At 70.3% G+C, this 23,513-nt stretch carries 20 protein-coding genes; 17 read left to right on the top strand and 3 right to left on the bottom strand.

The genetic code is table 11. From position 1 onward, the window contains the following. Positions 1 to 61: 61 nt before the first annotated feature. The 12 genes from carA to ACFFRH_RS02010 all read left to right on the top strand — a co-directional run bounded on the left by carA (position 62) and on the right by ACFFRH_RS02010 (position 12,918). Entirely contained in the window at positions 62 to 1,249 is a 1,188-nt protein-coding gene (gene carA / locus ACFFRH_RS01955; RefSeq protein ID WP_344749602.1) for a glutamine-hydrolyzing carbamoyl-phosphate synthase small subunit, read from the top strand. After that, on the top strand, positions 1,242 to 4,538 hold the full coding sequence (gene carB / locus ACFFRH_RS01960) for a carbamoyl-phosphate synthase large subunit (protein ID WP_386153590.1): 3,297 nt from the start codon (positions 1,242 to 1,244) through the stop codon (positions 4,536 to 4,538). Before carA ends, carB begins: the two co-directional genes overlap by 8 nt. A gap of 50 nt (positions 4,539 to 4,588) precedes the next feature. Further along, positions 4,589 to 5,440 (top strand): dihydroorotate dehydrogenase electron transfer subunit, encoded by an 852-nt coding sequence (locus ACFFRH_RS01965; RefSeq protein ID WP_344749611.1) that lies wholly within the window; start codon positions 4,589 to 4,591, stop codon positions 5,438 to 5,440. Beyond that, complete coding sequence (locus ACFFRH_RS01970; RefSeq protein ID WP_344749601.1) at positions 5,430 to 6,404, top strand: dihydroorotate dehydrogenase; 975 nt, start codon at positions 5,430 to 5,432, stop codon at positions 6,402 to 6,404. Before ACFFRH_RS01965 ends, ACFFRH_RS01970 begins: the two co-directional genes overlap by 11 nt. Next, positions 6,401 to 7,114, top strand: a complete 714-nt coding sequence (gene pyrF, locus ACFFRH_RS01975; protein WP_344749600.1) for an orotidine-5'-phosphate decarboxylase — start codon at positions 6,401 to 6,403, stop codon at positions 7,112 to 7,114. The genes ACFFRH_RS01970 and pyrF overlap by 4 nt, the downstream gene beginning before the upstream one ends. 689 nt (positions 7,115 to 7,803) lie before the next feature. After that, positions 7,804 to 8,127 (top strand): integration host factor, actinobacterial type, encoded by a 324-nt coding sequence (gene mihF, locus ACFFRH_RS01980; RefSeq protein WP_030909986.1) that lies wholly within the window; start codon positions 7,804 to 7,806, stop codon positions 8,125 to 8,127. 194 nt (positions 8,128 to 8,321) lie between these two features. Further along, complete coding sequence (gene gmk, locus ACFFRH_RS01985; protein ID WP_386154243.1) at positions 8,322 to 8,894, top strand: guanylate kinase; 573 nt, start codon at positions 8,322 to 8,324, stop codon at positions 8,892 to 8,894. Positions 8,895 to 8,906: 12 nt separating this feature from the next. Next, positions 8,907 to 9,170, top strand: a complete 264-nt coding sequence (gene rpoZ, locus ACFFRH_RS01990) for a DNA-directed RNA polymerase subunit omega (RefSeq protein ID WP_030909981.1) — start codon at positions 8,907 to 8,909, stop codon at positions 9,168 to 9,170. An 8-nt stretch (positions 9,171 to 9,178) separates the two neighbouring features. Next, positions 9,179 to 10,411, top strand: a complete 1,233-nt coding sequence (gene coaBC, locus ACFFRH_RS01995) for a bifunctional phosphopantothenoylcysteine decarboxylase/phosphopantothenate--cysteine ligase CoaBC (RefSeq protein WP_344749599.1) — start codon at positions 9,179 to 9,181, stop codon at positions 10,409 to 10,411. Positions 10,412 to 10,636: 225 nt separating this feature from the next. Further along, the gene (locus ACFFRH_RS02000) at positions 10,637 to 11,005 is read left to right on the top strand and encodes a hypothetical protein (protein ID WP_344749598.1); all 369 of its coding nucleotides are present in this window, start codon (positions 10,637 to 10,639) and stop codon (positions 11,003 to 11,005) included. 279 nt (positions 11,006 to 11,284) lie between these two features. Next, positions 11,285 to 12,472, top strand: a complete 1,188-nt coding sequence (gene metK / locus ACFFRH_RS02005) for a methionine adenosyltransferase (protein WP_344749597.1) — start codon at positions 11,285 to 11,287, stop codon at positions 12,470 to 12,472. 89 nt (positions 12,473 to 12,561) lie between these two features. After that, the gene (locus ACFFRH_RS02010; RefSeq protein ID WP_344749596.1) at positions 12,562 to 12,918 is read left to right on the top strand and encodes a PIN domain-containing protein; all 357 of its coding nucleotides are present in this window, start codon (positions 12,562 to 12,564) and stop codon (positions 12,916 to 12,918) included. Between the two features lie 326 nt (positions 12,919 to 13,244). Here the strand turns inward: ACFFRH_RS02010 and ACFFRH_RS02015 are convergent, their stop codons facing one another. Next, a complete protein-coding gene (locus ACFFRH_RS02015; RefSeq protein ID WP_344749595.1) occupies positions 13,245 to 14,177 on the bottom strand; it encodes a LysR family transcriptional regulator in 933 nt (310 codons plus the stop codon). A 114-nt stretch (positions 14,178 to 14,291) separates the two neighbouring features. Between ACFFRH_RS02015 and ACFFRH_RS02020 the strand changes: the two genes are divergently transcribed. Then, positions 14,292 to 15,176, top strand: a complete 885-nt coding sequence (locus tag ACFFRH_RS02020) for an SDR family oxidoreductase (protein WP_386153599.1) — start codon at positions 14,292 to 14,294, stop codon at positions 15,174 to 15,176. Between the two features lie 412 nt (positions 15,177 to 15,588). Then, complete coding sequence (locus tag ACFFRH_RS02025) at positions 15,589 to 16,506, top strand: TIGR03619 family F420-dependent LLM class oxidoreductase (RefSeq protein ID WP_386153602.1); 918 nt, start codon at positions 15,589 to 15,591, stop codon at positions 16,504 to 16,506. A 295-nt stretch (positions 16,507 to 16,801) separates the two neighbouring features. Here ACFFRH_RS02025 and ACFFRH_RS02030 read toward each other — a convergent pair whose 3' ends face one another. Continuing rightward, positions 16,802 to 17,278, bottom strand: coding sequence for an ATP-binding protein (locus tag ACFFRH_RS02030; RefSeq protein ID WP_386153605.1), 477 nt, complete (start codon positions 17,276 to 17,278; stop codon positions 16,802 to 16,804). A 240-nt stretch (positions 17,279 to 17,518) separates the two neighbouring features. Between ACFFRH_RS02030 and ACFFRH_RS02035 the strand changes: the two genes are divergently transcribed. Beyond that, positions 17,519 to 19,090 (top strand): NsdA family TPR-like regulatory protein, encoded by a 1,572-nt coding sequence (locus ACFFRH_RS02035; protein ID WP_386153608.1) that lies wholly within the window; start codon positions 17,519 to 17,521, stop codon positions 19,088 to 19,090. A 123-nt stretch (positions 19,091 to 19,213) separates the two neighbouring features. Beyond that, positions 19,214 to 19,636: a hypothetical protein gene (locus tag ACFFRH_RS02040; RefSeq protein WP_386153610.1), complete on the top strand. Its 423-nt coding sequence runs from the start codon at positions 19,214 to 19,216 to the stop codon at positions 19,634 to 19,636. Between the two features lie 8 nt (positions 19,637 to 19,644). Here the strand turns inward: ACFFRH_RS02040 and ACFFRH_RS02045 are convergent, their stop codons facing one another. Next, complete coding sequence (locus ACFFRH_RS02045) at positions 19,645 to 21,639, bottom strand: hypothetical protein (protein WP_386153613.1); 1,995 nt, start codon at positions 21,637 to 21,639, stop codon at positions 19,645 to 19,647. 289 nt (positions 21,640 to 21,928) lie between these two features. Between ACFFRH_RS02045 and ACFFRH_RS02050 the strand changes: the two genes are divergently transcribed. Further along, positions 21,929 to 23,392, top strand: coding sequence for an amidohydrolase (locus ACFFRH_RS02050; protein ID WP_386153615.1), 1,464 nt, complete (start codon positions 21,929 to 21,931; stop codon positions 23,390 to 23,392). Positions 23,393 to 23,513 lie beyond the last annotated feature (121 nt).

Consider the following 23,513-nt stretch of genomic DNA (forward strand, 5'->3'; position numbering starts at 1 on the left):
CCCAACATGCCGGATATTTCATACTTTGCGGAGCTGTAACCGAGATGATCGGGGTGTGTGAGTGACCGCAGTGCTAGTGCTGGAAGACGGCCGCGTCTTCCGCGGGACCCCCTACGGCGCCGAGGGCGAGACCTTCGGCGAGATGGTCTTCAACACCGGGATGACCGGATACCAGGAGACGCTGACCGACCCGTCGTACCACCGCCAGATCGTCGCGATGACCGCGCCCCACATCGGGAACACCGGGGTCAACGACGAGGATCCGGAGTCGTCGCGGGTGTGGGTCGCCGGATACGTGGTCCGCGAGCCCGCCAGGACGGCCTCCAGCTGGCGCTCCAACCGTTCCCTGGACGACTACCTCAAGGAGCAGGGCGTCGTCGGCATCGCCATCACCGGCACCCGCGCCCTCACCCGCCACCTGCGTGAGCGGGGGGCGATGCGGGCCGGGGTCTTCTCCGGCAAGGCCCTGGCGCCGGTCGAGGAGCTGCTGGAGCGGGTGCTGGGCAGCCCCGCGATGGAGGGCGCCGACCTGGCGGGGGCGGTCTCCACCCCCAAGCCGTACGTCGTGCCCGCGATCGGTCCCAAGCGGTTCACCGTGGCCGCCGTCGACCTCGGCATCAAGGCGATGACGCCGCACCGGATGGCCGAGCGCGGCTGCGAGGTGCACGTGCTGCCCGCCTCCGTCACCGCCGGGGAGATCCTCGCGCTCGGCCCCGACGGGGTGTTCTTCTCCAACGGCCCCGGCGACCCCGCCACCGCCGACGGCCCGGTCGAGGCGCTTCGCGGCGTCCTCGACGCGGGCGTGCCGTTCTTCGGCATCTGCTTCGGCAACCAGCTCTTCGGGCGGGCCCTGGGGCTGGGCACCTACAAGCTGCGCTACGGCCACCGGGGCGTCAACCAGCCGGTGCAGCACCGGGGCACCGGCAAGGTGGAGATCTCCGCGCACAACCACGGCTTCGCGGTGCGGGCGCCCCTGGAGGGCGCGTTCGACACGCCGTACGGACCGGCGGAGGTCAGCCACGTCAACCTCAACGACGACTGCGTCGAGGGGCTGCGGCTGCTGGAGCGCCCGGCGTTCAGCGTCCAGTACCACCCCGAGGCCGCGGCGGGCCCGCACGACTCGGCCGGCCTGTTCGACGACTTCTGCGCGTTGATGGCGGGCGAGCGGGGAACGGCCGGTGGGGTGAGCGCTGACACCGGCGCGACCACGAGCGCGACCACAAGCACGGAAGGAAGCAAGGGTGCCTAAGCGCACGGACATCCAGTCGATCATGGTGATCGGCTCAGGGCCGATCGTGATCGGCCAGGCCTGCGAGTTCGACTACTCGGGCACCCAGGCCTGCCGCGTGCTGCGCGCCGAGGGCTTCCGCGTGATCCTCGTCAACAGCAACCCGGCGACGATCATGACCGACCCCGAGTTCGCCGACGCCACCTACGTCGAGCCCATCACCCCCGACATCGTCGAGAAGATCATCGCCAAGGAGCGGCCCGACGCGCTGCTGCCCACCCTGGGCGGGCAGACCGCGCTCAACACCGCGATCTCCCTGTACGAGGCCGGGGTCCTGGAGCGCTACGAGGTCGAGCTGATCGGCGCCGACGTCGACGCCATCCAGGCGGGCGAGAACCGCGAGCTGTTCAAGGGCATCGTGGCCAAGGTCGCCGCCGAGCGCGGCCTCAACGCCGAGTCGGCGCGCTCGTTCGTCTGCCACACCATGGACGAGTGCCTGGCCGCCGCCGGCGAGCTGGGCTACCCGCTGGTGGTGCGCCCCTCCTTCACCATGGGCGGGGTCGGCTCGGGCTTCGCGCACGACGAGGAGGGACTGCGCCGCATCGCCGGGGCGGGCCTCGACGCCTCGCCGACCACCGAGGTGCTCCTGGAGGAGTCCATCCTCGGCTGGAAGGAGTACGAGCTGGAGGTCATGCGCGACCGGGCCGACAACGTGGTGATCGTCTGCTCGATCGAGAACATCGACCCGATGGGCGTGCACACCGGCGACAGCGTCACCGTGGCCCCCGCGCTGACGCTGACCGATCGCGAGTACCAGAACATGCGCGACGTGGCCATCGCGGTCATCCGCGAGGTCGGCGTCGACACCGGCGGCTGCAACATCCAGTTCGCCGTCGACCCGCGCACCGGCCGCATGGTCGTCATCGAGATGAACCCCCGCGTCTCGCGCTCCTCGGCGCTCGCGTCCAAGGCCACCGGCTTCCCGATCGCGAAGATCGCCGCCAAGCTGGCCATCGGCTACACCCTGGACGAGATCCCCAACGACATCACCAAGGAGACCCCGGCGTCGTTCGAGCCCTCGCTGGACTACATCGTGGTCAAGGTGCCGAGGTTCGCGTTCGAGAAGTTCACCGGGGCCGACCAGACCCTCACCACCCACATGAAGTCGGTGGGCGAGGCGATGGCGATCGGCAGGTCCTTCCCCGAGGCCCTGCAGAAGGCGCTGCGCTCGCTGGAGAAGAAGGGCGCCTCCTTCACCTGGGCCGGGGAGCCGGGCGTCAAGGACGAGCTCCTGGCCGCCTGCCGGGTCCCGCACGACGGGCGGCTGTTCACCATGCAGCAGGCCATCCGCGCCGGGGCCACGATCGGGGAGCTGTCCGAGGCCACCTCCGTCGACCCCTGGTTCCTCGACCAGCTCATCGAGATCGACGAGGTGGCCGCCGAGCTGCGCGACGCGCCGCAGCTCACCGCCGAGGTGCTGACCCGGGTCAAGCGTTACGGCTTCAGCGACGCGCAGATCGCCGAGCTGCGCGACATGACCGAGCCGAGGGTGCGCGACCTGCGCCACGCGCTCGGCGTCCGCCCGGTCTACAACACCGTCGACACCTGCGCCGCCGAGTTCGCCGCCCAGACCCCCTACCTGTACTCCACCTACGACGAGGAGACCGAGGTCCCCTACGGGGAGCGTCCCAAGGTCCTCATCCTCGGCTCGGGGCCCAACCGGATCGGCCAGGGCATCGAGTTCGACTACGCGTGCGTGCACGCCTCCTTCGAGCTGTCGGCCGCCGGGTACGAGACCGTCATGGTCAACTGCAACCCCGAGACGGTCTCCACCGACTACGACACCTCCGACCGCCTCTACTTCGAGCCGCTCACCCTGGAGGACGTCCTGGAGGTCGTCCACGCCGAGCAGCAGACCGGTCCCGTGGTGGGCGTCATCGTCCAGCTCGGCGGCCAGACCCCGCTCGGCCTGGCCCAGTCGCTCAAGGACGCGGGCGTCCCCATCGTCGGCACCTCGCCCGAGTCGATCCACCTCGCCGAGGAGCGCGGCGCGTTCGGCAGGGTCCTCGCCGAGGCGGGCCTGCCCGCGCCCAAGCACGGCGTCGCGGTGACCGAGGACGAGGCGCTGGCCATCGCCGCGGAGATCGGCTACCCGGTGCTGGTGCGACCCTCCTACGTGCTGGGCGGCGCCGGGATGGCCATCGTCTACGACGACGACACCCTGGCCGCCTACATGGCCAAGGCGGGCGCGGCGAGCGACCATCCGGTGCTGGTGGACAAGTTCCTCGACGAGGCCGTGGAGATCGACGTCGACGCCCTGTTCGACGGCGAGGAGCTCTACCTCGGCGGCGTGATGGAGCACATCGAGGAGGCCGGCATCCACTCCGGCGACTCGGCGTGCTCGCTGCCGCCGATGACGCTGGGCGGCTACGACATCAAGCGCATCCGCGCCGCCACCGAGGCCATCGCCAGGGGAGTGGGCGTGCGCGGCCTGCTCAACGTGCAGTACGCCATGTCGGCCAACATCCTGTACGTGCTGGAGGCCAACCCCCGCGCCAGCCGTACGGTCCCGTTCGTCTCCAAGGCCACGGCGGTGCCGCTGGCCAAGGCGGCGGCCAGGGTGATGATGGGCGCCACGGTGGCGGACCTGCGCGCCGAGGGCCTGCTGCCCGCGACCGGCGACGGCGGCACCATGCCGCTGGACGCGCCCATCGCGGTCAAGGAGGCCGTGCTGCCGTTCAACCGCTTCCGCGGCGTGGACATCGTGCTCAGCCCCGAGATGCGCTCCACCGGCGAGGTGATGGGCATCGACGAGTTCTTCGGCACCGCCTACGCCAAGTCGCAGGCCGCCGCGTACGGCTCGCTGCCCACCAAGGGGCGGGCGTTCGTCTCGGTGGCCAACCGCGACAAACGCGCGATGATCTTCCCGGTGAAGGCCCTCGCCGACCTCGGGTTCGAGATCCTCGCCACCGAGGGCACCGCCGAAGTACTGCGCCGCAACGGCGTCCGTGCCAAGATCGTGCGCAAGCACAGCGAGGGGACCGGCCCCGAGGGCGAGCAGACCATCGTCCGGCGCATCCTGGACGGGGAGGTGGACCTCATCGTCAACACCCCGTTCGGCAGTCCCGGCCAGTCGGGGCCGCGCCTGGACGGCTACGAGATCCGCACCGCCGCCGTGCTGCGCGCCATCCCCTGCATCACCACCGTCCAGGGACTCGCCGCGGCCGTACAGGGCATCCAGGCGATCGTCCGCGGCGACATCGGCGTACGGTCCCTCCAGGAGCACGCGAAGCGTTTGCGGAGCGGCTGAGGAGCGGGGCCGGTGCCTTAGCGGAGGTGAGGGAGACGCCTGTTACTCCGGTGCAGGTGACCGGCACGGTGCTGACGACGCGCCGCGTCGACGCCTACCATGCGCTGACCGTGGTGGCGCCCGGCATCGCCGAGCGCTTCCGGCCCGGCCACTTCGTCGGGGTGGCCGTCGGAGGGGCGCGGACGTCGATGCTGACGCGCCGCGCCTTCTTCGTCCACGACGTCAAGCCCGACTACGGAGGCACGGTCGAGTTCGTCTTCTCCGTGCGGGGTCCGGGCACGGCCTGGCTGGCCGAGCGCCGCGCCCGCGACACCCTCGACCTGGTGGGGCCGCTCGGCCGCCCGTTCCCGCTGCCCAGAGACCCGGTGACCTGCGTCCTGGTCGGCGCCGAGCACGGCTCGGCGACGCTGTTCACCGTGGCCGACGCCCTCCAGGGACGCGGCTGCCGCGTCGACTTCGTCCTCGGCGGGGTCTCCGCCGACCGGGTGTTCGGCGCCCTGCGCGCCAGGAGGATGGGGGAGACCACCACGCTGACCACCGAGGACGGCTCCCTGGGCATGCGCGGCCGGGTGACCGACGTGCTGCCGGGGGTGATCGCCGACGTGCGGGCCGACGCCGTCTACGCCTGCGGCCCGATGCCGATGCTGCGCGGCGTCACCGCGGTGGCGGTCGAGTTCGACATCCCCGTCCAGGTGGCCGTCGAGGAGGGGATGGCGTGCGGGATCGGCGTGTGCATGACGTGCGTGCTCCCGGTCATCGGCGACGACGGTGTAACCCGGATGGTGCGCTCGTGCGTCGAAGGACCGGTCTTCAGGGGCGAGCGCGTCCGCTTCGACGACGTCGGGACGATCCCGTTCGACGCGCTGGGAGCGCCCGGTGGGGGAACGCGGAATGCCGGTTGACATGCGGACGTACCTGGGGCACGTGGAGCTGGTCAACCCCGTCACCACAGCCGCCGGATGCGCGGCGTCGGGCTCGGAGCTGGCCCAGTTCTTCGACCTCGCCAGGATCGGCGCGCTGACCACCCGGTCGATCACGATGGCCCCCAGGGCGGGCCGCCCGACCCCCAGGATGGCCGAGACGCCCTCGGGGATGCTCAACGCCGTCGGGCTCCAGGGGCCGGGCGTGGACGCCTTCCTGGAGCGCGAGCTGCCCTGGCTCGCCCAGCGGGGCGTGCGGACCGTGGTGTCCATCGGCGGCGGCACCGTGGCCGAGTACACCGCGCTGGCCCGCAGGCTCACCGACGCGCCCGGGGTCACCGCGGTGGAGGTGAACCTGTCCTGTCCCAACATCGAGGACCGGGGCCGGGTCTTCGCCCGTGACGGCGCGGCCTCCGCCGAGGTGATCGCCTCGGTGCGCTCGGTCATGCGCTACGACGTGCCCGTGGTGGCCAAGCTCTCCCCGGACGTCGTGGACATCGTGAGCGTCGCCCGCGCGTGCGTGGACGGCGGCGCCGACGCGCTCTCGATGATCAACAACCCGCTCGGCATGAGCATCGACACCGAGGCCATGCGCCCCGCGCTCGCGGCCGTCACCGGCGGACTGTCGGGACCGGCCATCCGGCCGCTCGCCGTACGCTGCGTGTGGCAGGTCCACGCGGCCCTGCCCAGCGTGCCCATCATCGGCATGGGCGGCGTGCTGACCGGCAGGGACGCCTTCGAGCTCATCCTCGCCGGCGCCTGCGTCGTCGCCGTGGGGACGGCGCTGTTCCACGACCCCTACGCCTGCCTGCGCATCCTCCGCGAGCTGGAGGAGCTCCTGGCGGCCCGGGGGTTCCACCGGCTGGCCGACGCGGTCGGACTGGCCCACCGCCCGCCGGGGGCGTCCTCCCGGCACCGGATAGATCTTGAGGAGAGTTCCCTGTGACGCCCGCACCCATCGCCGTCGCCCTGGACGCGCCAGACCTCGAGACCGCGGCCCACTGGGCGAGCCTGGTGACCCCGCACGTCACCACCGTCAAGGTCGGGCTGGAACTCTATCTCCGCTACGGCCCGGACGTGATCGCCTCCGTCCGCGGCGCCAGCGGGGTGCGGGTCTTCCTGGACCTGAAGCTCCACGACATCCCCAACACCGTCGCGGGCGCAGCCAGGGCCGTGGCCCGCCTCAAGCCCGCGATCCTGACCGTGCACGCCACCGGCGGCCCCGCGATGATCCGGGCGGCCGTGGAGGCCATGCCCAACACCCAGATCGCGGCGGTGACGTTGCTCACCTCGCTCTCGGAGGCCGACCTGGAGCAGGTGGGTGTCAGCGGGCCCCCGGAGGACGCCGTACGCCGCCTGTCGGCACTGGCCGTCGCCGCGGGCGCCCAGGCCCTCGTCTGCTCGCCGCGCGAGGTCGCCGCGGTGCGCGCCGAGGTCGGACCCGGCATCACCCTCATCACCCCCGGCGTCCGCCCGGCCGGCGCCGCGAGCCAGGACCAGGCAAGAGTAGCGACTCCCGAGCAGGCGCTGGCCGACGGGGCCGACCTTCTCGTGATCGGCCGCCCGATCACCGGCTCCGCCGACCCGGGCGCGACGGCCGCGGGCATCGCCGCCGCCCTCCGGCGCGTCTCCGCCGCCACGGGACGCGGCGCGTGACACGGTCCGGGAAGCCCTCGGGCGTCGAGCCCGGCCCGGCCCGCCCGGCCTGTGTCACGCGCCGGGCGCTGCGGGTGACGCGGCCCGGAGAGCCGCGAGGTGACGTGGCCCGGGGACCCGCCGGGCGTCGCGCGTGACGCGGCCCGGAAACCGCCGGGCGCCGTTGGGCGGCGTGGTCCGGAGACTCGTTGCGTGTCCCGGGTGGGGCGGTTCGGAAATCCGCCGTGCGGTGTGGGTGGCGTGTCCGGAAACCCGTCGTGCGGTGTGGGTGGCGTGTCCGGAAACCCGTCGTGCGGCGTGAGGGGCGTGTCCGGAAATCCGTCGTGCGTCACCCGTGACGCGCCGGGGACCCGTTGCGCGTCACGGGTGGCACGGTCCCGGAAGCCGTCGGCGGTGTGGACGGCACGGTCCGGAGACCCTCGGGCGTCGCGGGTGGGGTAACGCCGGGGAGCACCCGGTTTCGCGTGTGAGGGGACCCTGGGGACCGCCGGGCGTCGCGGGTGGGACAACCCCTGAAAACTCGGCGTCGAGGGCAGTTTCGTCGACGTAGAGCGACGCGGCGAGCACGCAAAGTCACGAAGTAGATTTTCTAGGGGGATAAAGTGGCCTTGACGTTGCTTGAAGCGCCATGACCAGCTAGTTTCCCATCCCGTCCGAGTACATCGACAGGAAATTCGAGGTGACCCGGCGTGGCTCTTCCTCCCCTTACCCCTGAGCAGCGCGCCGCAGCCCTAGAGAAGGCTGCCAAGGCCCGCCGAGAGCGTGCCGAGGTGAAGAACCGCCTGAAGCACGGTGCGGTCTCTCTGGCTGAGGTGCTCAAAGACGGGCAGGCCGACGACGTCATCGGCAAGATGAAGGTTTCGGCCCTTCTCGAGTCGCTTCCCGGCGTGGGCAAGGTCCGCGCCAAGCAGCTCATGGAGCGGCTTGGAATCGCAGAGTCCCGCCGCGTGCGGGGCCTGGGTACGAACCAGCGAGCTTCGCTCGAGCGTGAGTTCGGCGGGGCCGAGAGCTAGTCTCGGTTCATACGACCACGCTCGCCCCGCATGGGGGACGGCATCACGGGGGGTTTGGAGTGACCGGAACGTCGTGGTCCGACGAGAGTCGGACTCCGGAGGCAACCGCCGAGGGCGGGGCCGGTCGCTTCACATCCCCAGCCGGAGGTCCGGAGGGGGCGCGAGCCTTCCCCGGCCTCTCGGCCGGTAAGCGCCTGACGGTCCTGTCCGGGCCGTCGGGCGTAGGCAAGTCCACGGTCGTCGCCGAGCTTCGGCGGGCACACCCCGAGGTGTGGCTGTCGGTCTCGGTGACCACCAGGAAACCCCGCCCCGGGGAGACCCACGGGGTCGAGTACTTCTTCGTCGACGACGAGGAGTTCGACCGCCTCGCCGCCTCGGGTGAGCTGCTGGAATGGGCCGAGTTCGCCGGCAACCGGTACGGAACCCCGCGCGGCCCCGTGCTCGAGAAGCTCGACGCCGGGGTGCCCACGCTGCTGGAGATCGACCTCCAGGGCGCCAGGCAGGTCCGCGCGACCATGCCCGAGGCGCTGCTGGTCTTCCTCGCCCCCCCGACCTGGGGAGAGCTGGAGAAGCGGCTGCGCGGCCGCGGCACCGAGCCCGAGGACGTCATCGCCCGCCGCCTGGCGGCCGGCCGGATCGAGATGGCGGCCGAGCAGGAGTTCGACCTGACACTCGTCAACACGTCCGTCCAGGGCGTATGCCATCGGCTGATAGCCTTATTGGCTGATGCTCCCGAGGATTCGCGCCTCGGACGTTCACCTAGCTAGGGGAAATCACACGTGGCAACCAGCGCCGCCTACTCCGAAGGCATCACCAACCCGTCGATCGACGCCCTGCTCGACATCGTCGACAGCAAGTACAGTCTCGTGATCTTCGGCTCCAAGCGGGCGCGTCAGATCAACGCCTACTACTCCCAGCTCGGCGAGGGCCTGCTCGAGTACGTCGGCCCGCTCGTCGAGACCCACGCGCAGGAGAAGCCGCTGTCCATCGCGCTGCGCGAGGTCAGCGAGGGCCTGCTCACCTCCGAGCCGATCGAGGGCTGAACCACCTCGTGCGGACCCCAGAAGAAGCCGGGTCCCCCGGCAGACCCAGGGTCGTCCTCGGTGTGAGCGCGGGCATCGCCGCCTACAAGGCGTGCGAGCTGCTGCGCCTGTTCACCGAGTCGGGCCACGACGTGCGCGTGGTCCCGACCAGGGAGGCGCTCCGCTTCGTCGGCGAGCCGACCTGGGCCGCGCTGTCCGGCAACCCGGTCACGACCGACGTCTGGGAGTCCGTGCACGAGGTGCCGCACGTCCGCATCGGGCAGGGCGCCGACCTGGTGGTCGTCGCGCCGGCCACCGCCGACGTGCTCGCCAAGGCCGCCCACGGGCTCGCGGGCGACCTGCTGACCAACACCCTGCTCACCGCGCGCTGCCCGGTGGTGTTCGCCCCGGCGATGCACACCGAGATGTGGGAGCACCCCGCGACCCGCGCCAACGTGGCCACGCTCCGCGAGCGCGGCTCGATCGTCGTCGACCCCGCCGTGGGCCGCCTGACCGGCGCCGACACCGGCCCCGGACGGCTGCCGGACCCGAAGGAGATCTTCGAGGTCTGCCGCCGTGTCATCGCCGGACGTCCCGCCGATCTGGCGGGGCGCCGCCTGGTGATCTCCGCCGGGGGCACCCGCGAGGCCATCGACCCGGTCCGCTTCATCGGCAACCGCTCCTCGGGCCTGCAGGGCTACGCGCTGGCCCGCACGGCCGTCGCCCGCGGGGCCGAGGTCACCCTGGTGGCCGCCAACGTCGGCCTGCCCGACCCGGCGGGTGCGAGGGTCGTCAGGGTCGAGTCGGCCCTGGAGCTGCGCGCCGCCGTGCTCGACGCGGTGGAGGGCGCCGACGCCGTGGTCATGGCCGCCGCCGTCGCCGACTTCCGGCCCTCGGCGCGGAGCGGATCGAAGATCAAGAAGACCGCCGACGAGCCTGACGCCATCCATCTCGTGAAAAATCCCGACATCCTGGCTGAGCTGGGCGAGCGGCGCCGCGAGGGCCTCAAGCCGTACCCGCGGGTGATCGCGGGATTCGCGGCCGAGACCGACGACGTGCTCGCCAACGGGCGGGCCAAGCTCGCCCGCAAGGGCTGTGACCTGCTCGTCGTCAACCAGGTCGGCGACGGCCTCGCCTTCGGCACGCCCGACAACGCGGCCGTGGTCCTGGTCGCGGGCGGGGAGCAGGTCGAGATCCCCCGCGGCCCCAAGGAGGCCCTCGCCGACACGGTCTGGGATCTCGTCGCCGCGCGTCTGGCCTGACCGCTCGGCGTAGATCGTCTCCCGGCGGATCCCGGCCGCTCACCGTCGGCCGTCCCCCGCGGATCCTGCCCACCTGCTGTAGACGGGCCACCGGCTCCCCGGCGGATCCCGGACATGTGCCGTAGACCGATTTCCGATGGATCCCGGCTCTTGCCGTCGGCCACCTCCCGGCGGATACTGCGTCCGAGATGACCTGCGTTGTCGCGGCTGGGAGGGGTTTCGATCATGCCGGTCGCCGCCGCCGTCAGGGCTCGATGCCGGGCGCTGCTCCCTCCGGGGGAGGAGATCCACTACGTCCTGCCCGCGCTGTCGGTGGGCACCCCTGTGATGGCGACCTTCCTCATCGTGGTCACCGACCGCACCATCTGCGTGATGTCCACCAAGTTCTTCGACCGCGACGCGCCGACCTCGGTGTACGCCACCCACTCCCGGCGCACCCGGCTCGGCCCGCTGGAGTTCTCCGCGGGCGCGGCCATCGAGCTCGGCGGCATGGTGTTCGAGATCGACGAGGAGTACGCCGCGGTGGTCGCCGCCGCCGACGCCGAGATCTTCGCCCCGGAGACGCTTCCTCCCGACCCGCTGCCCGATCTGTGAGCCGGACACCGCTCCGGCGGGCTGCCGCCCGTGCCGGGACCGAGTTTCGCCCGTGCCTCGATCGAGTTCCGCTCGCGGCGCGGCCGCGCGTGGTTCCGGCTCCGGATCGCGGTGAGCAGGGGCTCTTTCCCGTACGCGATCTGAGACTTTAGGGTGAATGATCTGAGACGGTTTCGCGGCCCCACATCAGGTGGGGCTAGAATTCGCCGGAGCGCTACTGGTGTCCGCCGACGCCAGAGCCCCCAGACGCCAGCAGCCGCTGCATGAGGAGCCACTGACTTGTCCCGTCGCCTTTTCACCTCCGAGTCGGTCACAGAGGGCCACCCGGACAAGATCGCCGACCAGATCAGTGACGCGATTCTCGACGCCATGCTCAAGGGTGACCCCAAGAGCCGGGTCGCGGTCGAGACGCTGATCACCACCGGTCAGGTCCACGTCGCCGGAGAGGTGACGACGGAGACCTACGTCGACATCCCCGGTCTCATCCGGGAGAAGATCCTCGAGATCGGTTACGACGCCTCGCACAAGGGCTTCGACGGCGCCTCCTGTGGCGTGTCGGTGTCCATCGGGGCGCAGTCGCCCGACATCGCCCAGGGTGTCGACGACGCCTACGAGAACCGCGAGGGCGAGGCCGGCGACGACCTCGACCGCCAGGGCGCCGGTGACCAGGGCCTGATGTTCGGCTACGCCTGCCGCGAGACCCCCGAGCTGATGCCGCTGCCGATCCAGCTGGCGCACCGCCTCGCCGAGCGCCTGTCGCAGGTCCGCAAGGACGGCACGGTTCCCTACCTGCGTCCCGACGGCAAGACCCAGGTCACCGTCGAGTACGACGGCGACACGCCCGTCCGGCTCGACACCGTGGTGGTCTCCACCCAGCACGCGGCCGAGATCGACCTCAAGGAGATGCTCGCTCCCGACATCAAGGAGCACGTGGTCGACCCGGTCCTGGCCGGCCTGGAGATCGCCACCGAGGGCTACCGCCTCCTGGTCAACCCGACCGGCCGCTTCGAGATCGGCGGTCCCATGGGCGACGCCGGCCTGACCGGCCGCAAGATCATCGTTGACACCTACGGCGGCATGTCCCGCCACGGTGGCGGCGCCTTCTCCGGCAAGGACCCGTCCAAGGTCGACCGCTCGGCCGCCTACGCCATGCGCTGGGTCGCCAAGAACATCGTGGCCGCCGGTCTGGCCGACCGCGCCGAGGTCCAGGTCGCCTACGCCATCGGCAAGGCCCACCCGGTCGGCGTGTTCGTCGAGACCTTCGGCACCGAGAAGACCGACGTCGAGAAGATCCAGCAGGCCGTGCTGGAGGTCTTCGACCTGCGCCCGGCCGCGATCATCCGCGACCTCGACCTGCTCCGCCCGATCTACTCGGGCACCTCCGCGTACGGCCACTTCGGCCGCGAGGGCTTCTCCTGGGAGTCCACCGACCGCGCCGACGCCCTGCGCTCCGCCGCCGGTCTCTGACCCGCACGTTCCAAGACGGCCCCCGCGAACTCCTTCGCGGGGGCCGTTCGTGTTCCCGGCCGCTGTCCCGCCCGGCGGGATACCGGGACGTGGAGACCGGGATCGCCGTACTGGCGGCGGACCTTGGAGAGGACGGCCCGGTCACGTTGCTGAGCGCTCCCCGTGACGCCGTGGAACGCCGGGCGGTGGAGATCGTCCACACCCATGCCCTTCGTGCGCTCGACGCCGTGCATCTCGCCACCGCGGAGCTGGCGGCCGTGCCGCTTCTGGAGGAGCCGGGGGACAAGCTCGGCTTCGCCGGTCATGACACCGCGCAGAGCGAGGCCGCTGCGGCGCTTGGTTTCACCTCCATCCAGTACTCCGGTGACACTTCGGGATCATGGTTGGGATCTGCGCCGGTAGTGGCAGCGGCGGGCGGTGGCCTGATGACGTCGGCGCCATTGTGACCAGTGCGGAACCTGCACCGCGGTGCGGCGTGGGTTCAAGATGAGGGTGGTCAGCAGCCGGCGGATCTCGGGCATGGTCAAGGCAGTGTGTTCTGCGTCGCAGGGGCGCTGGGTGGCGGCGATGGCGGACAGGAAGGCCAGGGCGAGAATGACGCGGATGTTCGACCAGATAGTCGGAGTTGCTCTCCAAGCCCGGTACCGGTGTGTCACCAGCCGCCATAGGGCCGGCGGTGGTCGATCAGCTCGACAAAGGCTTGCCGGTCCTGCTCGGAGAGGCTTCGAGAAGGTGTGGCTGCGCAGCACCGGCAGCGGCGGCGTGACGTACGTCATTCACCCGCCGGACCACCCGCCGCCTCCGACGACCTCAGGGGTGCCCGCGAACCGGTGAGCAGCGCCTTGGCGGATTTGCGGAACGCCGACACCAGGCGGTTGCGGTCGCCGGCCCGGGTCGCCAGCACGACGTGGCTCGGCTCGACGCCCTCCAGAGGGATCGAGGTGATGTCCGGGCGGAGGTTGACAAGGGGCGGGCCGCCCACGATGGCCACCACCTCCCCGGCGGCGATCAGCTCGGACTTGTCCTCGATGTCGGCGATGATGGGGCCGTCGGGGGCCGGGCGGCCGTCGGGCCTGGGATCGATGCGCCAGTACGCCTCCCAGGCCGGGTCCGGGTCGGCCAGTCGGGGCAACGGCTCGTCGGCGATGTCGGCGAGCGTCACGGATCCCCTGCCCGCCAGGCGGTGGTCGCGCGAGAGCAGCAGCACGCGCGGCTCGCCGTACAGGATCGTCACGTCGAGCCCGTCGGTCGCCAACGGCAGCCGGGTCACCACCGCGTCCACACGGTAGTCGAGCAGAGCGGGGCGCGGCTCGTTCCAGGCCACGTGTGAGGTGCGTACGTCGGCATCCGGATGCAGGCGGCGCAGCTCGCGCACGGCCGGCGTGACGATGAGGCCCATCGTGTACCCGATGGTGATCCGGCTGGGCCGAGCGGCGGCGCGGGCCTGCGCCGCCGCCTGGGCGGCCGCGTGCAGCAGCGTCTTCGCGCGGGGCAGGAAGACCTCGCCGGCCTCGGTGAGTCGCGTGCCCTGCGGGGTTCGGTCGAGCAGGAGGGCGCCCAGTTGCCGCTCAAGGGCGCGGATCTGCCGGCTCAGCGACGGCTGGGTGATGTGCAGGGCCTCGGCGGCGCGGCCGAAGTGCCGGTGCTTGGCGACGGCCGTGAAGTAGCGCACGAGCCGCAGATCGAGATCGGGCGACTTGGGCATGCCCGCAGCCTACTGCGGTGATGCCTGAAACGTATCGCCCGATGAGCGACAAGCTTTGGACGCCGCACGGCACCGGCTCCGACGATGGGAACACCGCTGAAGAAGGAGATCATCATGCGTGTTTTCGTCACCGGCGCCACGGGTTTCGTGGGGTCCGCCGTCGTACGTGAGCTCATCGAGGCCGGGCATCAGGTGACCGGTCTGGCCCGTACGGATGAGGCCGCCGCCGCGTTGAGGGCCGCCGGAGCCGAGCCCCACCCCGGCTCGCTCGATGACCTCGCCGGCCTGCGCGACGGGGCCGCCGCCGCCGACGGCATCATCCACCTGGCCTTCGTGCACGACTTCGCGAACTTCGAAGCCGCCAACCAGACCGACCGGCGAGCCATCGCGGCGCTCGGCGAGGCGTTGGCGGGGTCCGGCCGGCCGCTCGTGGTCACCTCGGGCACCGGCCTGCTCCCGCCCGGCCGCGTCGGCACCGAGAAGGACGAGCCGGGGACGCATTCGCCCCGAGGGGCGGCCGAGCAGGTGGCGCTGTCGTTCGCGGAGCGCGAAGTGCGGGTCTCGGTAGTGCGGCTGCCGCTGGTGCATGGAGAGGGTGACCCGGGGTTCGTCGCGGTCGCGATCGGCATCGCCCGCGCGAAGGGCGTCTCCGCGTACGTGAGCGACGGCGACCCCCGGTGGCCGAGCGTGCACCGGCTGGACGCCGCTCACCTGTACCGGCTGGCCCTGGAGGAGGCTCCCGCGGGCGCGCGGCTGCACGCCGTCGCCGAGGAGGGGGTGCCGGTACGCGACGTCGCCGGCGTCATCGGGCGCCGGCTCGGCGTGCCGGTGACCGCGATCCCCGAGCGGGAGGCGGGCGAGCACTTCGGCTGGCTGGCCTCCTTCGTCACGCTGGACATGCCGGCCTCCTCCGCCCTGACCCAGAAGCTGCTGAACTGGCGTCCCGGCCTACCTGGGCTCATCGCCGATCTGAACGCGGGACACTACTTCAAGAGCTGAGCCCGCAGCTTCGCCGGTCACTCCTGCCCGGTCCTGATCGGCCGGCAGCAGAACGCGGCGATCGGTACCTACGTGCGCCGGCGCAACGCCCGAGCCCAGCCCAAGACGAACTTCGCCGCCAGCTCACTCATCCGCAGCTGGACCAGTTACCCAACCAAGGTTGCGTGACGGGCCACCAGAAGGCCAAGGAACGCCCCGGTCGTGCTGCCTCGAGGGGACATCACATCAAGGTCTTAAGTGGGCTTTTAGGGCCCGGAGGCCACACTCCAACCCGATTGCAAATCATGTCCAAGGGGTGTCGCCTAACGTCTCCCTGGACGTTAGACCGGGAGCGTCCGGGTATCGAGACGCGTACGCAATATGCACCTCAGTTCCTCCCGGCTTTCCATGGCGAAGTATCAAGGAGCAGCTCATGCAGATCGGATATACAGTCCCGCAGTACGGCGCCTTCGCCGACCCGGATTTCATCCGGCAGGCCAGCGCGGATCTGGAGGCCATGGGTTACAGCAGCCTGTGGGCGGGTGATCGGATCATGTTGCCGCTCGAACCCAGCGACCCCTACCCGGGAGGAGACGGCGAGATCCCTCCGGCCTTCGCGACGTTCTTCGACCCGCTGACCGCGTTGACACTCGCCGCCGTCAGCACTCGGGAGGTCCGGCTGGGAACCAGCACGCTCAACGCGCTGTGGCAACCGCCGGTCCTGCTCGCCCGCATGCTGACCTCGCTCGACCTGCTCAGCCACGGACGGTTGGACGTCGGCATCGGTCTCGGATGGCTGCGTGACGAATACACCGCGACCGGGGTGCCCTGGCAGGGGAGGGGAGCCCGGCTCGAAGAGACGCTCGACGTGATGGAGGCCGCCTGGAGCAGTGAGGTCGTCGAGCACAAGGGTGCGCTGTGGACCGTGCCGCCGTCGCACATCGACCTCAAGCCCTTCCAGCGGCCGCGCCCCCCGATCCTGCTCGCCGGTTACACGCCCTCGTCCATGGAGAGGATCGGCAGGCGAGCCGACGGCTGGCTGAGCGCGGCGATACCCATGCCCTATCTGACCTCCCTGTGGGATATGGCGCTGCAGACCGCGGCACGCGTCGACCGGGACCCGTCGGCCCTGCGAATGGTGGTGCGCGTCAATCCGAAGATCACCGATTCTCCCGCGCCCGACGACCAGGTACCGCACGTCGGAACCGTGCGGCAGATCGGTGACTACCTGCTGACCCTCGCCCAGGCCGGTGCCCACGAGGCATTCGTCGACCTGCAGACGACGACGTCCTCGCGCGATCAGTTCATGGACGTCGCGCACGAGCTCATCACCAGGCTGCACGCCGGCTGAGCTCGCGCGCCCAGCCCACGCTCGGCGTCGTGGCACCGCAGGCACATCCGCGTCCCTTCCTTGTCAGGCCGTTTTCGACAAGACGCCGGAGAGCTGGCGGTCCGTCTCCGAACGTTGACCGGGTATCACGACCGGGTGACCGGCTCTCTTCAGGTCTGGTTTCCCCAGAAGGTTGTGTGACGGCCCACCAGCCGGCAGAACTCCGTCCGCGCGGCCCGCCCTGTGAGTCCGGAGCCTCCGGCCAGCTGAAGATCCGAACTCCGAGCAGGCCCCAGTGCTCATGACGGCCCGCTCGTCATGAGCACTCGGGGGATGCGGGGTGCTTCTCGCCGCTGAACTGGGCCCAGACGGCGTGGCCGTGGGACTGGGTGCCATGGCAGCCGACCCTGGAGGCGAGGGCGACGACCAGGGGGAGGCCTCGGCCGCCCTCGCCGAGGAGGGCGGGGTGAAGGAGGGCGGGGACGGCGCCCTGGCCCGAGTCGTAGACCGTCACGCGGGTGAACTCGGGTTTACGGACGACCTCGACGACGAACGTGCCGTACGGTCGTCCGCTCGCGGTGTGGCGGACCGCGTTGGCGGCGAGCTCGGCGACGACCTGCTCCGCGTCCTGGCCGAAAGGGGAGTCGACCAGGAGAAACCGGACGAAGCGTCGAGCCTCGGGGACCTGAGAGGGGCGGCCGGGAAAGGTCCGCCGCCAGGTCATGCCGCCGGGGCGGAGCCGTACCATCGCCTCGATCAGCTCCGGGGCCACGCCGTCGTGGGTGGTGGTCATGCGCGCTCTCCTGGTCTCCTGGTCAGGGGAAAATCGTCAGCAGAACAGTGGCCCGGGGTTTCCGTGCGGTAGCCCTCCGGGACGCCGACGGCCAGATACTCCGCGCACAGCGCCTCTGACCTGCGAGAACGCCGCATCCAACGGCCGAGGATCCCCACTTTCCCCACCGGCTGTCATTCTCCGTGATCGCACGCATACGATCCGTGTGTGTTCGAGGAGGTTCGAAGAGGGGAGTTGAGGATGCCCGGAGAGGGATACCGGATCCTGCTGGGATGCAGACGGCGCAGCGAGGCGCTGCGGGCCTGCCGCCTCACATTCGACCAGATCGCCGGTGTGTTCGCCCTCGACCACGAGGTCAGCCCGCTGCGCCTGTACCGCTACGCCCACGGTCGCACGGCGGGTGACGTGGTGGCCGCCTACAACGGCCTCGACCCGGCGGGCACCGCCACCCTGCGTGCCGCGCGCTTCTACGACTACGAGGCGTGGCCGCAGGCCGGGCGGCGTCCCGGCGCCGGGGCGATCGCCATCTTCGCCCGCATCTATCAGACCACCGCCCGCCGCCTGGTCACCGACGAGGTCTACGTCTCCTACGGGGTGCGTGACCGAGACCTGATCGACCAGACGGATCACCGTCACCTCGACGCGCACCACTGCCGCGAGGTGTCCGCACCGGCCGTCCCGGGAACCAAGGGAACGAAGGCACTTCCCCCACTCGTTCCCGCGCCCGCGCCCGCCCGCTGCGCCGACCTGCTGCGCGCGGTCGGCGCAGAGGAGGCCGACGTGAAACGCCGCGAGCTGCTCTTCGAACTGGCCCTGCTGCTGGGCGGGACACCGGCCCTGGGTCTGCTGCGCCACCTCACCCCGCCGGAACGGGAACGCCTGGCCGCGGCCGCCCGGCACCAGGGCCCGATCGACGCGGCCACCCTCGACGTGCTGGAACGGCTCACCGCCCGCCTGTGGGCCATGGACGAATCAACGGGCCCCCGGCGGGTCCTGCCGGTCGCCGAGGCCAAGCGCGCCATGGTCGACGACCTCCTCAAGCGGGGCTCCCTCACCCCGGCCCTGCGGGAGCGGCTGCTCCGTGTCTACTGGAGCCTGAGCCACATGACGGGCTGGTGCCACTACGACCTGATGGACTACGCGAGTGCCGCCCGTCGCTACGAAGAGGGGCTGGCGGCGGGTCATGAACTGGGTGATCCCGCGCTCTTGGCCCACCTGCACGGGCTGATGGCTGACATGGCGATCTTCCAAGCCAAGCCGACCATGGCAATGGACCATGCTTTCGCGGCCGAGGGATGGGCCAAGCACAGTGGTAACGGCCTGCAGCAGGCGGCGACCTTCTCCATCGTCGCCCGGGTGCTCTCGAATACGCGACGGGACGGAGAAGGGCTTCGGATGCTCGATCGTGCCGTCAGGCTGGCGGACGGAAGCCGTAGCGGAGCGGAACTCCGGCACCTTTTCTGGCTCGAAGCGGATCGTATCGCCCGTCACGCCGTGTTCTGCTTCATCAAAGCCGGGCAGTTCGATCGGGCCATAGCCGAAGTGGAGCAAAGACTCGCGAAGACGAGGTCCGGTTTCGTCCTGGGAAAAAGCATGCTTCAGCTCGAATGCGCGACCGCTCTGATCGAAAAACGGGAAATTCCGGCCGCCACCTTCATGATCGACAAGGCTGCGCAGTTCGTCGTGGGGCACAGTTCCGCCCGTCTGGTGCACTCCGTGCGGCAGACTCGCGCTCGGCTTCAACCGTGGGAGGGCAACAAGCACGTCCGGGATCTGGACGAACGGTTGCGGTCGCTGTCAATCCCTTTTTGACGTATTCAGGCACTTTTCCTGGTGGTCGCTTGATTATCGGACATCATTGAACCTAGGCGGGGTCGGCCGACGTGAACGGAGAGTTCCATGATGCATCTTGCTTCCGCTCGAGTCGGATCAGTCGTGATCGCCGTCTTGGGGATGCTGACTCTGGGCGCGTGTTCATCTGATCCGCCGGGGCCGACGACGGCTCAGGCGGAGGCGACGTTGAAGACCGACGTCGACTGGCTGATGAAGCTGCTTCATGCGAAAGACGTCAAAGTGAAGGATGCGGGGGGAAGGGACATCCCCTGCGGGGAAGGAAAGGCGAAGAGAACCTATGCCGTTACCGGCGTCAATACTTCTGGAATAGACGGTTCGGTCAACACGCTCAACATGCTGGCCGGCGGCCTGGGCAGGCGGGGCTACAAGGTTTCTTCCGTTGACTGGAGCGCGCCGAGAGATGAGCTGGTGAAGAAGGAGGCGTACGTCAAAATAGTGGCTACATCTTCCCGTGAAAACGATTTCCTGCTTTCAGGGGAAACGGAATGCCTGAGGATAAGTTGATGTCGGTCTCATCCGAACGGGACGGGTGTGTTCTGGGTCTTGTCCTTGGCGCCTCCAAAGGAGATGTCGAGCAGCGTCGCCGCTTCTCCGGCGGTGCTCAGGTCGCCGCCCCCGGAGCCGTTACGGATCATCCAGTCGGCGAGGTTCCTCAGCGCCTTCGGGTCCTTGGCCAGCTTGTCGAAGGGGAGCAGGTTGCCGTCCTTCCCGGTGATGGGAGGTTGGCCGAAGGCCGGATCGTTCGGGGGCACCGAGTAGGAGAACCCGTAGCGCTTCAACTCGTGAAAGATCCAGTATTCACGCCCGAGGGTGGCCAGGCGATTACGCTCCTTGAGAGCGTCCACGCGGGTCTTGTCGGAGTCCTTGTACGAGTCGACGGTCTCGCTCGCGGACTTGCCGATCAGCAACCAGATCAGCTCGCCGGCCGGGTCGAACGCCATGCTCGCGCCCGAGGCGTCCAGCGTCGCGGCGGCCCACTGCGAGACGCCGAATCCCATGAAGTCGACCCCCAATCCCAGCAGGAGGAAGAGTCGATCCCTCACCTCCTGGTCGTACTCGTCCATTTTTCCCTGGACCTCGTTCGCCGCGGCGAACTGCATGCCGGAGACGTAACCCAGGCTCGCGAAGGTCCTTCCGAGGTGTTTGATGCCCGCCCCGCGATCCTTGGCCCCCGCCTCGTCCATGAGGTACCTGGAGAACCGGCCCATTCCCGCGTCGAACGGTTTCATCCGCTCCACCGAGTCGGCGAAGGTCTTGATGAAACGGTAGGTGTCGCCGGGGCTGAGGCGAAACTTCGGATGCAGGCCGGCGGTGAGCGCGGCGGTTTTCTCGAACGCGCTGTCCTTCGTCCGGTTGGCGTCCCCCGCATCGGCTCCCTCGATGATCTCGGCGGCGTAGGCGCCCGCGAGCATCGACATGAAGATTCTCGCGCCCTTCGCCACCTCCATCGGCTGCCCCTCCGGATTGCGGAAGTCCGCTTCGGTCCGGAGGTCGCCCATGGTCGTCATGGTGTTGAAGGCGAATCGCACCGCCTCGGGGCCGGGGGAGCGGTTCTCGAAGACACCGGCTCCGGCGGCGAGCATCCGGCCGAACTCCTTCTCCAGGTCGAAGGCGATCGCGTCATGCTCGTCGGGGTAGAGCGAGACCTGCTCGTTGAGCCCGGAGAACAGCTCCCTGAGATCTCCGGGAGGCAGGTCGTCGAACAGCGTCCTGGCCGTTTCCGGATTGTTGGCCAGAGCGGACAGGAAGTGGCTCAGGTCGGCGGTCCAGCGTGCCGGAACCCTGCCCTCGGAGGCTTTCTGGACGCGAGGACGGATCACCTCGGTGAACCAACCGGAGGGGAACCTTCCGTGGCCGAGCACCAACCCCAGGTCGGCCCCCTGCATCTTCCCGAGGTTCTTCGCCTCCCAGGACGGGCCGAGCGTCTTCGGCCGCCGGGCCACCGCCGTGGCGAGGGCCTCGCCCATGGTCTTCCAGTGCTTCTGAGCGGATTCTCCGTGATAGTGATTCAGCTTCCGGAGCGCGGCGGCAGCGCCCTTCGGGCCGAGGGCGGCGAAGAATCCCGCGGTGAAGTCGGCGTCCTTCCGCCTGCCGGCGAGCCGGTCGAAGATCCCGTCGTAGACGTTCTCCGAGGAGTACGGGGTCGGGTGTCCCGAAGCGGCGAGAGTCTCCGCGAGCTTCCCGCCCTCGTCGGTGGCGAGAGTGCTTGCAGTGAGGGCCTTCTCGTCGAAGGCCGTGAACCCTCCGCCCCCGGGCCCCGGTGCGAGTCCCAGCGGACCCGGCCCTGCCGGGCCCGCGCCCCAGTCCTTCAGGAGGTCGGGCTCCTGGATCAGCTGGTTGCGCCTGCGTAGTCGCGGAATCTCCTGGTCCAGCCAGCCTTCGATCTCGCGGATCGGCAGGGCCGCGGATCGGTCGGCGTCCACGGAGGAGAGTGCGCTGAGGATTTTCGGGAGTTGCTCGCCCAGTGTCTTCCGCGCCTGCTCCAGCGACGCGATGAATCGTTCCATCAATTCCGGGTTGATTCCCGAGTATTCATCCGAAGATGACCCGTTTTCCGATGACGCGGGCGATGTCGGCCCCATATCGAAAGTCTCCTGCCGAAGGTGATTCACGTTCACTTTAAGCACCCGGATCGCAGCCTGACAGGAGTTCGATCGCCCGGGAGCGTGGGCCACCGGTTCTGGCCTCTCATGCGGGCGGCGGACGCGGTACGTGACGATGCGGGGAAGAACGGTGGCCGGGAAGAATTCGGTACCCAGGGGAGCACACGTCGGTTTTCCGCCTAATCTCTGCCCTATGCCCTCACCGTCTTCTCGCCTGCTGCTGCGCAACGCGCGGCTGGGTCCCGGTGGCCCGCTCCGCCACGTCCTGATCGTCGGCGGCCGGGTCGCGGAGGTGGCCGCGGAGCCGCCTCCCTGCGACGAGTCGGTCGACGCCGGGGGAGGCACCCTCCTGCCGGGCCTGTGGGACGCGCACGTGCACTCCGCGCAGTGGGCGCAGGCCCGGCGCAGGATCGACCTGACCTCGGCGCGGTCGGCGCGGGAGGCGGCCGATCTCGTCGCGTCCGGCTCCGGCGCGTCCGGCGCCGCCGGGTTCACGGTCGGATACGGCTTCCGCGACGGCCTGTGGCCGGACGCGCCGCACAAGTCGCTGCTCCAGGCGGTGGCGCCCGGACGTCCGATCGTCCTGGTCAGCAATGATCTGCACACCGCCTGGTTCAGCCCGGCCGCGCTGGCGGCGGTCGGCCGGGGCGAGCACCCGACGGGGGTGCTGCGCGAGCGCGACTGCTACGACGCGATGGCGGAGATGCCGCCGCCCCGGGACGAGCTGGACCGCTGGGTGGCCGAGGCCACCACCGCCGCCGCGGCCAGGGGCGTCGTCGGCGTACTGGACTTCGAGTTCGCCGACAACGTCACCGACTGGACCCGGCGGGTCCGGTCGGAGCGGATCGACGTCCGGGTCGGCTGCTCGATCCCGGTGAACCGGCTGGAGGAGGCGATCGGCCGCGGGCTGCGCACCGGTGAGCCCGTCGCCGGTGCGGGGGGCCTGCTGGAGGTCGGGCCGGTCAAGACGTTCGTGGACGGGTCGCTGAACACCAGGACCGCCTACTGCGAGGACCCGTACCCCGGTGGCGACACGCGCGGGTTGCTGGAGACGGCGCCCGAGGAGCTGTACGGCGTGATGGCCCTGGCCGCCGCGCACGGGATCGACCCGGCGGTGCACGCGATCGGCGACCTGGCGGTGGACATCGCGCTGGACGCGTTCGAGCGGACCGGCTGCCCGGGCAGGATCGAGCACGCGCAGCTGGTCAGCCCGGAGGACTTCGCCAGGTTCGCCAGGCCCGGACTGGTCGCGGGCGTGCAGCCCGCCCACGCGCCCGACGACCGCGACGTGGCCGACCTGCACTGGTCGGGGCGGACCGGCAGGGCCTTCGCCTACGCCGACCTGCTCGCGGCCGGAGCCGTCATCGAGCTGGGCTCCGACGCCCCGGTGGCGCCGCTCGACCCGTGGGACGGGATCGCCTCGGCGGTGGCCAGGACCGACGACGAGCGTCCGCCGTGGCACCCGGAGCAGGCGATCCCGCTGGCGGCGGCGCTCGCGGCGGCGGCCAGGGGACGAGCCGGGGTGCGTCCCGGCGACCCCGCCGACCTGGTGATCACCGAGTACGACCCGGCCGGGCTGGACGGGGACGGCCTGCGCCACATGCCGATCCTCGGCACCCTGCTCGGCGGCCGCTGGACCCACCGCCGCTCCATCTGATCCGTCCGGCCGGTCCCGGCGGTGATCTCGTCCGGGCCCGCTGCGGCTCTGTTCGATCTCCCCGACCGGCCCTGGCGGTGATCTCGTCGTCCGGGCCCACCATCGATCCGTCTGACCCGTC

This window comes from Streptosporangium vulgare, assembly GCF_042428775.1.
Taxonomy (GTDB): Bacteria; Actinomycetota; Actinomycetes; order Streptosporangiales; family Streptosporangiaceae; genus Streptosporangium; species Streptosporangium vulgare.

Coding starts and splice junctions, on each gene's coding strand:
- ACFFRH_RS01970 (WP_344749601.1), top strand. CDS start 5,430: ATGCCGGTTGACATGCGGACGTACCTGGGGCACGTGGAGCTGGTCAAC.
- ACFFRH_RS02000 (WP_344749598.1), top strand. CDS start 10,637: ATGCCGGTCGCCGCCGCCGTCAGGGCTCGATGCCGGGCGCTGCTCCCT.
- ACFFRH_RS02015 (WP_344749595.1), bottom strand. CDS start 14,177: ATGCCCAAGTCGCCCGATCTCGATCTGCGGCTCGTGCGCTACTTCACG.
- ACFFRH_RS02020 (WP_386153599.1), top strand. CDS start 14,292: ATGCGTGTTTTCGTCACCGGCGCCACGGGTTTCGTGGGGTCCGCCGTC.
- ACFFRH_RS02025 (WP_386153602.1), top strand. CDS start 15,589: ATGCAGATCGGATATACAGTCCCGCAGTACGGCGCCTTCGCCGACCCG.
- ACFFRH_RS02030 (WP_386153605.1), bottom strand. CDS start 17,278: ATGACCACCACCCACGACGGCGTGGCCCCGGAGCTGATCGAGGCGATG.
- ACFFRH_RS02035 (WP_386153608.1), top strand. CDS start 17,519: ATGCCCGGAGAGGGATACCGGATCCTGCTGGGATGCAGACGGCGCAGC.
- ACFFRH_RS02045 (WP_386153613.1), bottom strand. CDS start 21,639: ATGGAACGATTCATCGCGTCGCTGGAGCAGGCGCGGAAGACACTGGGC.
- ACFFRH_RS02050 (WP_386153615.1), top strand. CDS start 21,929: ATGCCCTCACCGTCTTCTCGCCTGCTGCTGCGCAACGCGCGGCTGGGT.